Genomic DNA, 13,225 nt, shown 5'->3' with positions numbered 1-13,225 from the left:
CATTTGATGGCTGCCCAATAGGACAAAAAAATGATCGCAAGAGAATTGTTATATAGGAGCAAATAGCATCTCTATTTTAAGAAAGTTGCGCTGCAGTTCGTTTGGATGCCGCGAAAATAAGCCGGTAAACATTGCAAAAACAGAACGTTGCGTTCGCGGTTAAGTCGATCGAGGGCGGCGAAATTTGCGCGGCAATTCGGCTTTGATTGAAAGTGTTTTTTCAAAATGGTCGAAAGTTTTTTGGCATTTCATTGGAACGAAATCGATTGCGGACATATCGCGGCCAATTTCCGCAAATAATTAATCGTCCGTCCAGTGATCAGCAGTGCTCGCGCGCCGCTTCTCGTAAGCGATGCAATTCTGAGCCGCCCTGGAAACAATGGGAATGGGGGTAGGGCGATGAAACGACTTTCCGGGATCGCGACGCTTGCCTTCGCAGTCGTCGGCATCCTTCTGATGGGGGCAGCGTTCTGTCGCCAAAATGCTGTTGCAAACGGCCGTGTGTCGAACGGCAGCGACGGAGCACAAGCGCAACCGCTGCTGCAACTTGCTGAAAACACCGGCGTCGTCAGAAGAAGCGACGCGCAGAAGGCCAAAGCTGCGGAATCCGACAACAAAAAGCCGGCCGGTCACGACTCGGCGATGACGGACGAGTCTCTATATCCGACGGCGGCGCAATGCGGCACGTGCCATAAGCAGATCTATGAAGAATGGTCGTCGTCACAGCACGCTTATGCGTCGATCTCGCCTATGTTCCACAAATTCGAGCAAAAGTTCCAAACGCTCACGCAAGGAACGGTCGGGACGTTCTGCGTGCGCTGCCACCAGCAGGTTGGCACTCAGCTTGGAGAAGCACGCGACGCACCTCTCTGGGCCCGCAGTCAGATTTCGCGTGAAGGCGTGACCTGCATCACCTGCCATCGCGTCAAGGAGGAGTATGGCAAGGTCAACGGCGAACGCCGGGTCGAGCCGGGAACCATCAACGAGCCGGTGTATGGCAGCGGCAAACAGAGCGTCATCAACGACGTTCTGGCCAAGAAAGACACCTACTCGGTCAAGACCAGCAAGGATGGCCGGGGCAACGACATTCACGCCGGCATGATCACCAATGACCAGATTACCAAGTCGGAGTTCTGCGTCAGCTGCCACCAGGTTGCCGTCAACCTCGGCATCAAGCTCGAAATTGTCTGGGATCAGTATCGCGACAGCCCCGCTCGCAAGGCCGGAGTCACTTGTCAGGACTGCCACATGGGCAAAGTTCCGGGCCAGCCGAAAGGCTACGCGACCGCGCCGTCTGCCATCGTCGGGGGCAAGGAAGTGAACCCCGGCCGCAAACACGCGAACCACCGCTTTATCGGCCCAGGTTATTCGATCGCACACCCCGGCATCTTTCCGCACAACGTCAAAGCGCAGGCCTACACCATCAAAGATTGGATGGAGTTCGATTGGCGCTCCGGCTGGGGCACGTCCAAATTCGAAGACAAAGTCGCGGATGGCAAGATCAAGGTCAATTTCCCGAAGCGTTGGGCCGACGCCAACGATCGCGAGGACGCGCGCGAAATCATCGACGAAAATATCAAGAAGCTCGATGAGCGCGACAAGCTTCGCCGTCAGGTCATGGAGAACAGCAGCAGCATCGATGGTCCCAACATCGACGGCACGCCGCAGGTCGGATCGGATCTGGTGTTCTCCTATAAGATCAAGAACACGAATACGGGGCATAACCTGCCTTCGGGCTCGCTGGGTGCACAGCCGCAGCTCTGGGTGAATGTCGCTCTCGTCGACCCCGATGGACAGAACGTCTGGGAGTCGGGCTACGTCGACAGCGACGGCGACATGGCCGATCTGCACAGTCTGGATGTGGCCGCGGGCAAGATCGACACCGATCAGATGCTCGTGAATTTCCAGACCAAGTTCCTGACCACCAACGTCAAGGGAACCGATCGCGAGATGTACTTGCCGGTCAATTTCGACATCGATCCGCTGCCGCAGCTTCGGCCGCCCAGCATCCCGACGACGGTTCTCAATCATCCGCCGTTGGTGCGTATGGAAAACCACTCGCTGACGCCTCTGGGTGTGCGCATGGCAAAGTATCAGGTGCCGGGAAATCTGATCAGCAAGCCCGGAAAATACCGCCTCGCCTTCCGCATGCGCAGTCGCGCCGAGCCCATCTATTTCATGCGCTTCGTCGGCTCGACCAAAGCTATGGAGCAGAGCATGAACGAGCGGATCATGAACTTCCACGAATTCGCGGTGGATGTCGACGTCAAGGAGTAACGCCGAACAACCGAGCGTTTCGGATTTGGATCGCCACACGGTCCAAAAAGCGGGTCCGAAGCAACTCTCATGCCTCTTGCGCTCGAGCGAAAGCGAAAGTCGGAGGCGCGTAGTGGAGCTTCAGTATGACTCGCGACGTGAAAGGCACTCTTCAATTCGGTGCCGGGACCACGACAGCCGTTATTGCATTGATCGCCGGCAGCTACCTCACGATGTCGGGGACAACGGCACGAACCGAGCCAAACGATCACACGACCGAAATTGCCAAGACAGACGGCTGGGCAGCAACGACTCTCGCGGAGCCTGCAACGGATCCACAGTCGCTGGTGAAAACAGAAACGATCGTCTCGAAGCAGTATCTGGGCGCGAACGTCGACAGCGCGGACGACCAGGACGCGTCGCCCAAAGAGAAGAAGAAAACCGATAAAAAAGCGGCGTCGACGAAGGGCGCCTTCCGCCCGGACCCGAAATACTCGAAGAAGTATGACGCAGATGGGCAGGCCGATATCTACGGCGGCAAGTATGCGGTCGAGCCGCCGCGGCCGCTGCTCGAACTCGGCCGCGAGCAATACACATCCGGTCCCTACGATGAGAGCAGCACGATCCTCGGCAAGTTGAACCCGCTGCTTCCGGGATTATCGGTTTACGGCGATTGGCGGACCGCAGTCGCTTACAATAGCAACAACGGCAAGGACATTGCCCAGATCGCGACGCGTCTCAATCTCGACGTCGATTTCAAGATCACCGGGACGGAGCGCATTCATGCGTTCTTTACGCCCATACAAGACGGCGCGGCAAACTTCTCTCGCTTTGAATTTGGCGGCGGCGATGGCGATCAGCGCTTCCATGACGAATTCGACCTCAATCCGCAGACGCTGTTTTTCGAGGGCGACGTTGGTTCTATCTATTCGGGTTTGAGCGGCCAGTATTCCAAATTCGATCTGCCGTTCACCGTCGGCCTCTTTCCGTTGTTCTTGCAGAACGGCATCTGGGCCAACGACGCCATTCTCGGCGGCGCCGTCACCTTGCCCGCGCAAAACTCGCCGGCGCTTGGCCTGTCGAATTACGACATCACGTTCTTCACGGCATTCGACAATGTCGATAATGCAAGCCTCGTCGGCGCGAACGGCAAGGTCGATAATCACGACGCCAACCTTTATGGCGTGACGACCTTCGTTGATGCTTTCGGCGGATACATCGAAGCCGGTTACGGCTTCCTTCAGGGCGTCGGCAATCGCGAGGACGTCCAGCAGCACTTCCTGACGGCCGCATACAGCAGGCGCTATGCCAACACCATATCGAATTCGACGCGCGTGTTCGCAAACTTCGGAGAGGACGATCGCGGCAACGGCGACGGCCTCGCCATCATTTCGGAGAACAGCCTGATTTCACCCTTGCCGAGCACGCTGCTGCCATATGCGAACTTCTTCGTTGGATTTGGTAACCCGGAGCCGCTCGTCGACGGCAATAACGCGGGTATTTTGAAGAACGTCGGCATCAACTTTGAAACTGACGCTCTGACCGGCTATCCCAAGCTCGATGATACCGGTTCCAACGCGGTCGGCGGCGCCATCGGCGTTGAGTATCTCTTCAACCTGGACCAGCAACTTGTGTTCGAGGTCGCGACAGTGCAGCCGTACGATGATAACAACGTCGTAGGGGCGAAGGGACCGCAGTATGGCTTCGGCGTCCGATATCAAATTCCCCTCACCCGCGCCTGGCTGTTCCGAGCCGATGCGACCTATCAGATCCGTGACGGCGAAGATGACAATTTCGGCATACGCACCGAGCTTCGCAGAAAATTCTGAAGTTCGGCACCCCCGTTAAAACCCACGGTTCAATATGATAGTACGTTTGCGGTGCGTCAAAGCTCGCTTGGCGATCATGGTTGATCGTGTGATACGAGTTCAATCTGCCGTCTGTCGCTCGTTCCGGACGATGCTTTGTCGTCGCCGCGCAGGAAGAGAGTGGATGCGAGATCCGCTCAGAGGATGGAATGACAAAGCGCAGCGACATCCAAGACCAATCCCGACGGACCGTCGATGACCTCGCGCCCGAGCCCGCTCCGCCCGGCTTGAAACCCGCCGATGAGCAGGTTCCCGCGACGGTGCCCGATGTCGAAATCAAGAAATCGATCAGCTGGCGGCGGGTCGCGCTCGCCGTTCTCGTCGTCGCCGTAGGAATTGGTGGCGGAGTTTACTGGTGGATCAATCAACCACCTCCGCTTCCTGCCGGTATTTATTCGGGTAACGGCCGCATCGAGGCTGACCCGATCGATATCGCGACCAAGTTCGCCGGCCGTATCCTCGAACTGAAGGTTGACGAAGGCGATCGTGTCGCCGCCGGCCAGACCCTCGCGATCATGGATACGCGCGATATGCAGGCCTCGCTGAGCAAAGCCGAGTCCCAGGCCGCATCGGCAAAGAGGGCTGTTGCCGAGGCCCGCGCTAATGCCGATCAGATGCACTCGCAGGTCGTTCTTGCTCAGCAGCAAATGGACCGTGCCAGCGCTTTGCTTAAAGATGGTTGGGTAACGAAGGAAGTGTTCGACCAGCGGCAGCAGGCGCTCCAGGGCGCCGTCGCCGGCGAACTCGCCGCGCAAGAACGGATCACGGAGGCCGAGCACGCACTCGACGCCGCTAATCATGACGCTGATTACTATCGTGTGAATATCGCCGACAATACGCTCGTCGCCCCGCGCGACGGCCGGATCGCTTATCGCATCGCCAACACGGGAGAAGTGCTTGCTGCCGGCGGCAAGGTCTTCACCATGCTCGACTTTGGCTATGTTTACATGGACCTTTATCTGCCCACCCTCGCCGCCGGAAAGGTCAAGATCGGAAACGATGCGCGCATTGTGCTTGACGCGTATCCTGACCACCCGATCCCTGCCAAAGTCACCTTTGTCGCCGATCAAGCGCAGTTCACCCCGAAAATGGTCGAAACCCAAACCGAGCGCGACAAATTGATGTTTCGCATTCGCGTCCGCATTGACCCCGAGCGCCTCAAGGCTCACGCCGACGCCGTCAGAAGTGGACTGCCGGCGATGGCGTACGTGCGCACCGATGCCGTCGATTGGCCTGCCCGCCTGCAGGTTGCGCAGTGACTGACCTGCCGCCCGACAGCGCGGTTCGGCTCGATCACGTGACGCACAAATATGGCCGTGTTCTCGCGCTCGACCATATCAGCTTGAGCATTCCGAAATCTCGCCTCGTCGGCCTCATCGGTCCGGATGGCGTGGGAAAATCTTCGCTGCTCTCGTTGGTTTCGGGCGCCCGCCGCATCCAGACCGGCGCGATTGACGTTCTCGACGCCGACATGTCACGGGCATCCGACCGCGAAGAGATCTGTTCTCGTGTCGCCTACATGCCGCAAGGGCTCGGCAAGAACCTCTATCCAGACCTGAGCGTGCAAGAGAACATCGAATTCTTCGCGCGGCTGTTCGGCCAAGGTCGCGCCGAGCGGCGCGCGCGCATTGCCGATCTTTTGCAAAGCACGGGATTGACGCCGTTCGCCGACCGGGCTGCGAAGAATTTGTCCGGCGGCATGCGCCAGAAACTCGGATTGTGCTGCTCGCTTATTCACGACCCGGATCTTCTCATTCTCGATGAGCCGACAACAGGCGTCGATCCGCTGTCGCGGCGTCAGTTCTGGCAGCTCATTGCACGAATGCGCGCGCGCCGGGCAGGAATGACCGTGATCGTCGCGACCGCATATATGGAAGAGGCGGAGCAATTCGATTGGCTCATTGCCATGAATGCCGGTCGCATTCTCGCCGTCGGCACGCCAGATGACCTCAAGACAAAAACCTCGACGACATCGATCGAAGAGGCGTTTGTCGAACTCCTGCCTGCTTCGCAGAAGATCGGCTACCACGAGCTTAAAATTCCACCGCGCAATAACGACGACAGCGAACCCGTCATAGTCGCGCGCGCGCTGACGCGCCGATTCGGCGATTTTACCGCCGTCGATCATGTCAGTTTCGATATCGGACGCGGAGAAATCTTCGGCTTTCTTGGTTCGAACGGTTGCGGAAAAACGACCACGATGAAAATGCTGACTGGCCTGCTCCCTTCGACCGAAGGAAGCGCGCTGCTGCTTGGCAGGCCGATCGATGCCACCGATGTAAATTCGCGCAAGCGTGTCGGTTACATGTCGCAGGCGTTCTCCCTCTATAGCGAACTGACCGTCAGGCAAAATCTCGAACTTCACGCCCGGCTCTTTCATTTGCCTGCGGAAGAGATGGAGGCGCGCGTCCGATATCTTCTCTGGCGCTTTGGCCTCACCCACCACGTCGACAAGCTGGCGGACGATCTCCCTCTCGGACTGCGTCAGCGTCTGTCGCTGGCGGTCGCGGTCATTCATCAGCCCGAAGTTTTGATCCTCGACGAGCCGACGTCAGGCGTCGACCCGATCGCGCGCGATAGCTTCTGGGAACTGCTCATCGATCTCTCGCGGAAAAGCGGCGTGACGATTTTTGTCTCGACCCATTTCATGAACGAGGCGGCGCGCTGCGATCGCGTGGCGCTGATGAACGCCGGCCGTGTCCTTGCGATGGATACGCCTGCAAATCTCGTGCGCGCGAGGGGGGCGTCGACGCTCGAAGAGGCATTTATCGACTATCTCGAAGATAATGAAGCATCTGCGAAGCCCTCGACGAGCGTGGATGTTATGCCATCGTCGGCGCATCAGTTCGCACGCGAGAGCACCGAGCTCGTCGAACGCAAATCGTTCTCTTTCCGCCGTCTGTTCGCCTATACGATCCGGGAATGGCTCGAGCTTGTCCGCGATCCGATCCGCTTGGGCTTTGCGCTCGCGGGAACAGCATTTCTGATGTTGATTATCGGCTTCGGAATAACGACGGACGTCAATTCGCTGACGTTTGCCGCGCTGGATCGGGACAACAGCTTTGAAAGCCGTTCCTATCTCGGTGAGCTTCGCGGATCGGCTTACTTCGTCGAAAAGGCGCCCCTAAAAAGCGTCGCCGAACTTCAGTCTCGGCTCAAGAATGGCGAGGTCAATGCAACCATCGAAATTCCGCCGGGATTCGGCCGCGATATCCGGCGCGGGCGCCCGACCGAGGTTGGCGTTTGGATCGACGGCGCCATGCCTTTTCGCGCCGAAACCATGCGCGGCTACATTCAGGGCGTTCACCAGCAATTTCTGAGCGACCCCGCGATCCGTGGCCATGGAGCGCTCGCGAGCACGACAGTACCCGCCAATATCGCGACGCGCTTCCGCTACAACCAGGACTTCGACAGCATCTATGCGATGGCGCCATCGACGATCGCTATGCAGCTGGCTTTGATCCCGGCCATACTGATGGCGCTCGCCATTGTCAGGGAAAAGGAGCTGGGATCGATCACCAATCTCTACGTTACACCCGTCACGCGGCTCGAATTCCTGCTCGGCAAGCAAATTCCTTACGTCATCGTTGCGATGGCGAATTTCCTGATCCTCTTTCTGATGGCGATTTTCATTTTCGACGTGCCGCTAAAGGGCAGCTTCTTCACGCTCGCGCTCGGTGCTCTGATCTACGTGACGGCGACGACCGGTTACGGCATGCTCATCTCTTCATTTACGCGGACGCAAATCGCCGCGCTGTTCGGAACCGCGATCCTCACGGTGCTCCCGGCAACGATGTTTTCCGGAATGATGACTCCGATTTCATCCATCACGGGATTTGGAGCCGTTCTGGGGCGGCTCTTTCCGATGACGTACTTCGTTCCGATCAGCGTCGGCACCTTCACCAAAGGTCTTTGGTTCTCCGACCTCGCCGCAAACTTGTTGACGCTGTCGCTCTTCATTCCGGCATTGACCCTCTTGAGCATCCTCTTGCTCGCAAAGCAGGAGAGGTGACGCCATGACCACGCTGCAGAACATCTTCTGGCTCGGCACCAAGGAATTGCGCAGCTTCTTTCGCGATTGGATCCTGCTCGGCTTCGTCGTTTACTCGTTTTCGCTGGCGATCATCGCGCAGGCGCAAAGCAATTCACAGGAGCTTCACAACGCTTCTCTGGCAATTGTCGACGAAGACCATTCCGTACTCTCCCGCCGTATCGCGGCGGCTTTCCTCCCGCCCTATTTCAAAGCACCGGAATACGTTGAGGAACGCGATGTCGATCGGCTGATGAACACCGGGAGATATACCTTTGTCATCGATATCCCGCCCCATTTCGAGCGCGACGTTCTGGGCGGACGGAAGCCAACCCTGCAAGTCGCGGTCGATGCCACGGCAATGGTGCAAGCCGGAATTGGGTCGGGTTACGCCGAGCAGATCATCTCGACCGAAATTACCGATTTTGTCTCAAGATCGACGGCCGTATCTGTGCCGGCGGTCACGCTGTCGACGCGCATCGCTTTCAATCCGAACGTGACGACGGGTTGGTTCACGTCGGTCATGGGGATCATAAACTCTGTGACCATGCTCGCGATCATCCTCGCTGGTGCGGCCGTCGTGCGCGAACGGGAGCACGGTACGATGGATCATCTGCTCGTCATGCCGGTGACGCCATTCGAGATCGCGATGTCGAAAATCTGGGCCAACGCGGTCGTGATAACGGGCGCGGTCGGCTTATCGCTCTTCTTCGTGGTCGAGAAACTGCTGAGCGTACCCATCGCCGGCTCGGTGCCGCTCTTTATGGTCGGCGTTCTAATCTACTTGTTCTTTTCCGGAGCCATCGGTCTTTTGCTGGCGACGATCGCGCGGACGATGCCGCAGTTAGGGCTGCTATATATTCTCGTCGCTGTTCCGCTCAACATGCTATCGGGGGCCAACACGCCGATCGAAAGTATGCCGCCGCTGCTGCAGACGATCATGAAGGCATCGCCATCGACACACTTTGTCGCCTACGCTCAAGCCATTCTCTACCGTGGCGCCGGAATCGACGTCGTCTGGCCGCGGTTCGTGGCAGTCGCCCTGATGGGCGCACTGCTTCTTGCGATCGCGATCCGGCGATTCCGCAGCACTGCCGATTATTCGGCTTGAACGGCGCGGCACTCCGCCGGCCGCGCAACTCAAGCCGTGTTTAAGCTTCGATAATGACCTTCAAGGCGCGCGTTTCGGCCGCCCGGCCGAACGTGTCGTAAGCGTCCAGAATTTTATCGAGTTTGAAGCGATGCGTTATGAGCTTCGTCGGATCGATCTTATGCGCCGCGACCGTTTTCAAAAGCATCGGCGTCGTGACGGTATCGACGAGGCGCGTCGTGATGCTGATGTTCTGGCTCCACAGCTTTTCCAGGTGAAGATCCACCTTGACGCCATGCACACCGACGTTCGCGATCGTGCCTCCCGGCGCGATGATGTCTTCGCAAGTCAGAAATGAAGCAGGAACGCCCACGGCTTCGATGGCCGTATCGACACCGCGACCACCGGTCAACTGCATGACGGCCTCGGCAGCTTTGGCACCCGTTGCATTCACGCTTTTGGTCGCCCCGAAACGCTTGGCAACTTCGAGGCGATTGCTGTCCGGATCGAGCATGATGATCTCAGCCGGCGAATAGAATTGCGCCGTCAACAGCGCCGCCAATCCGATCGGTCCAGCTCCGACGATCGCAATCGTGCTGCCCGGCGCAACCTTGCCATTGAGGACGCCGCACTCGAACCCTGTCGGCAGAATGTCGCTGAGCATGACGAGCGCATCCTCCTCGACGCCATCCGGGATCCGGTAGAGGCTCGTATCGGCATGAGGAATACGGACGTATTCCGCCTGCGTGCCGTCGATCTCATTGCCGAGGATCCAGCCGCCTGTCGTGCAATGCGAGTACATTCCGCGCCGGCAGTATTCGCACCGGCCGCAGGCGGAGATGCACGAGATCAATACGCGGTCGCCCGGCTTGAAAGTCGTGACGCCTGCGCCGACGGCATCGACAACGCCGATGCCTTCATGACCGAGAATGCGGCCGGGACTGCACGTTGCAACATCGCCCTTCAGAATATGGAGATCGGTTCCGCAGATCGTCGTTTTCGTTATTTTGACGATCGCATCGGTTGCGTCCTTGATTTGCGGAACGGGACGATCTTCGACGGCTTTCCGGCCGGGACCGTTGTAAACGAGCGCTTTCATTTCAACCTCGCAAATTCCAGCGACAAAACCCATGCTCGAATTTAGAACTCGTGCCCGATTGGCCATTGACCTAAGTCATTTGCCGACCTCCATCGAGGCTCCGAAGTCGGATGCATTCGCTCAAGTTTGATGAGCATCAATGCACCGGCGCTGAAAATTTCATTGAAATGCAACACTGATAGCTCAATTGAGGATGACAGTCCGATGCTGCTCATCGCATTTGCTTCCACGGAAGGTCAGACCCGCAAAATCGCCGAGCGTGCGGCGTCGTTGGCGCGAGCGAAAGGGCTTGAAGTCGAACTGTATGACACGTCGGCGATCGAGGACGTCCCGAATGTCGATGCGTTTGACCCGATCATCGTTGCCGCTTCCGTTCACGAAGATCGACATCAAGAGAGCGCCTCGAATTTTGTGATTGCGCATCGCGATCAACTCGGCCGCAAGAAGACGGCGCTTATATCGGTTAGTCTGTCGGCAGCAACCGCCGATGGGCTGAGGGAGGCGCAACAGTACGTTGATCATTTTTCCGCGACCACCGGTTGGCACCCGGCAAGCACTCTGTTGCTAGCAGGCGCCCTGCAATGGGCGGATTGTGATTATTTTCAGCGGCAAGTGCTGGAGCATATTCTCGCAGCCCGCGGCCTGACGCCGAAACGTGACGACGCGAACGAATTCACGGATTGGGTTGCGCTCGAAAAATTTATCGCTTCTTTTTTGTCGAAAGGCTGACTGCGGCTATCTTGATCGATCGCGGCTTGGCCGATCGAACGAGCACGCGCACGTTCTACGGCACCGGTCTTCAATTTCGGACCTTGCAAACCAGAGGGGGCTTTGACTTAAATCAGCATTCGCTCAGGCGCTGATGCTAATGCTCAAACGGCGCGGGCATTGTCGGCAATGTCTCGTGAGCGCTATTGAAATTGGGCGGAAGCAGACGTGCAAGGCGAACTTACCCAAGAGACCCTCCTGACCGCTTCCGCGCAGCAATCCTCAACGACATTCGTCGCTCGCGACAGCTGGACCGCATCGAACGCCGCGCGCCTCGATAAGATCGTCGGCGGCTTGCTTGAGGCCGCCGATCCCTCGGCAAACGCCACCATCGACATGACCGCGGTTCGATCTTTCGACACCTTCGGTGCCTGGCAGCTGGCGCGGCTAGATCACGCTCTGAAGGCTAAGGGACGTGATGTTAAGATCGTCGGACTTTCGCGGCGTTATGCCGATCTCTTTCGCGCCGTGCAGGAAGCAAGCGACCGCGCCGAGGCCACCGAAGCAAAGCCCCGCCAAGAATATTCGGGTCCAGCGGCGATCGGTGAGGCTGTCGTGAAATCCGGCAATGGATTTCTCCTGCTTTTGAACATGGTCGGAGCCGTCTGTGCTTCGGCGTTTCGCGCGCTTCTGAAACCATCGACATTCCGCCTGACGTCTATGGTCAATCAGCTCGATCGTGTGGCGTGGCAGGCGATACCGATCATCCTGCTCATTACCTTTTTGATCGGCAGCATCATCGCGCAACAGGGCTTCTTTCACTTTCGCAAATTTGGTGCCGACGATTACGTCGTCGATATGGTTGGAATTCTCGTTCTCCGCGAGATCGGCGTGCTAATCGTTGCCATCATGGTCGCCGGCCGGTCGGGAAGTTCCTACACCGCCGAACTCGGATCGATGAAAATGCGCGAGGAAATAGACGCATTGAGAACGATGGGCTTCGATCCGGTCGATGTCCTAGTCCTGCCGCGCATTCTGGCGCTCGTCATCGGGCTCCCGCTTCTCACCTTCATTGGCTCGATGTCGGCCTTGTACGGCGGCGAACTGGTGGCGTGGCTCTACGGCGGTATGAGCCCCGAGATCTACATCGCGAGGCTCAAGGAGGCGATCTCTCTCACGCACTTTAAGGTCGGCATGATCAAGGCGCCCTTCATGGCCTTCGTCATCGGCGTGGTCGCCTGTACCGAAGGGTTCAAGGTCGGAGGCAGTGCCGAGTCGCTCGGGCTCAGAACGACGTCGTCGGTCGTCACCTCCATCTTTCTTGTCATTGTGCTGGACGGACTGTTCGCCGTCTTCTTCGCTTCGATCGGGATGTGATACGGATGATAACTTCAGCCGGGCAGCCCGTTATCAGCGTCCGCGATCTGGTCGTCGGATTTCGCGATCGAAACGTGCTCGATCACCTGTCCCTCGACGTGCCTCCGGGTGAGATCCTCGGCTTGGTTGGTGGCTCGGGAAGCGGCAAATCGGTACTGCTTCGCACGATCATAGGCTTATTGCCGAAGCGTTCCGGCACGATCGAAGTTTTTGGTCAGGATCTCGACACCGTCGATGATGAGACACGCCGCGCCCTTCAGCGGCGGTGGGGCGTATTATTTCAGAATGGGGCCCTCTATTCCTCGCTGACGGTGTTGCAAAATGTTCAATTTCCCATGCGCGAGTTTTTGCATCTGCCTGAACACTTGCTCGACGACATTGCCGCGACGAAACTCGAAATGGTGGGATTGTCGCGGCGTGATGGCAACAAGCTGCCGTCCGAGCTTTCGGGCGGCATGACGAAACGCGTCGCGATGGCGCGCGCGCTCGCGCTTGATCCGGAGGTTTTGTTCCTCGACGAGCCGACATCGGGTCTCGATCCGATTTCCGCCGGTGACTTCGATTCCCTCATCGCCACGCTGCAGAAAACGCTTGGCCTCACGGTCTTCATGATAACGCACGACCTGAACAGCCTGCACGCCGTTTGCGATCGTATTGCCGTTCTGGCCGAAGGCAAAATCGTCGCCGACGGCCCGATCTCTGCGATGCTCGCGAGCGAGCACCCGTGGGTCAAAGCCTACTTCCGCGGTCAGCGCGGACGGCTTCTCGAACAATCTCGCACACAAACACCGGCTTGA

9 protein-coding genes are annotated in these 13,225 nt (G+C 58.1%); 8 read left to right on the top strand and 1 reads right to left on the bottom strand.

Annotation, left to right across the window (positions count from 1 at the left end; translation table 11 throughout):
- Positions 1-399 precede the first annotated feature (399 nt).
- From QM780_RS09545 to QM780_RS09525, 5 genes are all read left to right on the top strand, one after another.
- Positions 400-2,277 (top strand): multiheme c-type cytochrome, encoded by a 1,878-nt coding sequence (locus tag QM780_RS09545; RefSeq protein WP_415070232.1) that lies wholly within the window; start codon positions 400-402, stop codon positions 2,275-2,277.
- A 125-nt stretch (positions 2,278-2,402) separates the two neighbouring features.
- Positions 2,403-4,085 (top strand): hypothetical protein, encoded by a 1,683-nt coding sequence (locus tag QM780_RS09540; RefSeq protein ID WP_415070231.1) that lies wholly within the window; start codon positions 2,403-2,405, stop codon positions 4,083-4,085.
- 188 nt (positions 4,086-4,273) lie between these two features.
- Positions 4,274-5,383 carry an HlyD family secretion protein gene (locus QM780_RS09535; protein WP_415070230.1) on the top strand — a complete coding sequence of 370 codons (1,110 nt, stop codon included), beginning with the start codon at positions 4,274-4,276 and terminating at the stop codon, positions 5,381-5,383.
- Positions 5,380-8,136 carry a ribosome-associated ATPase/putative transporter RbbA gene (rbbA, locus tag QM780_RS09530; protein ID WP_415070229.1) on the top strand — a complete coding sequence of 919 codons (2,757 nt, stop codon included), beginning with the start codon at positions 5,380-5,382 and terminating at the stop codon, positions 8,134-8,136. Before QM780_RS09535 ends, rbbA begins: the two co-directional genes overlap by 4 nt.
- A 4-nt stretch (positions 8,137-8,140) precedes the next feature.
- Entirely contained in the window at positions 8,141-9,265 is a 1,125-nt protein-coding gene (locus QM780_RS09525) for an ABC transporter permease (RefSeq protein WP_415070228.1), read from the top strand.
- 40 nt (positions 9,266-9,305) lie between these two features.
- On the opposite strand, the gene QM780_RS09520 is transcribed toward QM780_RS09525, so the two are convergent.
- Positions 9,306-10,343: a zinc-dependent alcohol dehydrogenase family protein gene (locus tag QM780_RS09520; RefSeq protein WP_415070227.1), complete on the bottom strand. Its 1,038-nt coding sequence runs from the start codon at positions 10,341-10,343 to the stop codon at positions 9,306-9,308.
- Positions 10,344-10,472: 129 nt separating this feature from the next.
- Between QM780_RS09520 and QM780_RS09515 the strand changes: the two genes are divergently transcribed.
- The 3 genes from QM780_RS09515 (at position 10,473) to QM780_RS09505 (ending at position 13,225) form a co-directional block, all read left to right on the top strand.
- Positions 10,473-11,072: a flavodoxin domain-containing protein gene (locus QM780_RS09515; protein ID WP_415070226.1), complete on the top strand. Its 600-nt coding sequence runs from the start codon at positions 10,473-10,475 to the stop codon at positions 11,070-11,072.
- A gap of 207 nt (positions 11,073-11,279) precedes the next feature.
- A complete protein-coding gene (locus QM780_RS09510) occupies positions 11,280-12,428 on the top strand; it encodes an MlaE family lipid ABC transporter permease subunit (RefSeq protein ID WP_415070225.1) in 1,149 nt (382 codons plus the stop codon).
- Between the two features lie 5 nt (positions 12,429-12,433).
- Entirely contained in the window at positions 12,434-13,225 is a 792-nt protein-coding gene (locus QM780_RS09505; RefSeq protein WP_415070224.1) for an ABC transporter ATP-binding protein, read from the top strand.

Origin of the sequence: Hyphomicrobium sp., from assembly GCF_047600905.1 — a bacterium.
Taxonomy (GTDB): Bacteria; Pseudomonadota; Alphaproteobacteria; order Rhizobiales; family Hyphomicrobiaceae; genus Hyphomicrobium_B.
The sequence above is the reverse complement of the archived record's forward strand: the minus strand, read 5'-3'. Positions and strand labels throughout refer to the sequence as shown.

What these genes read in the sequence shown, in the direction of transcription:
- QM780_RS09505 (WP_415070224.1), top strand. Translation starts at nt 12,434, where the DNA reads ATGATAACTTCAGCCGGGCAGCCCGTTATCAGCGTCCGCGATCTGGTC.
- QM780_RS09535 (WP_415070230.1), top strand. Translation starts at nt 4,274, where the DNA reads ATGACAAAGCGCAGCGACATCCAAGACCAATCCCGACGGACCGTCGAT.
- QM780_RS09545 (WP_415070232.1), top strand. Translation starts at nt 400, where the DNA reads ATGAAACGACTTTCCGGGATCGCGACGCTTGCCTTCGCAGTCGTCGGC.
- QM780_RS09520 (WP_415070227.1), bottom strand. Translation starts at nt 10,343, where the DNA reads ATGAAAGCGCTCGTTTACAACGGTCCCGGCCGGAAAGCCGTCGAAGAT.
- QM780_RS09525 (WP_415070228.1), top strand. Translation starts at nt 8,141, where the DNA reads ATGACCACGCTGCAGAACATCTTCTGGCTCGGCACCAAGGAATTGCGC.
- QM780_RS09515 (WP_415070226.1), top strand. Translation starts at nt 10,473, where the DNA reads ATGAGCATCAATGCACCGGCGCTGAAAATTTCATTGAAATGCAACACT.
- QM780_RS09540 (WP_415070231.1), top strand. Translation starts at nt 2,403, where the DNA reads ATGACTCGCGACGTGAAAGGCACTCTTCAATTCGGTGCCGGGACCACG.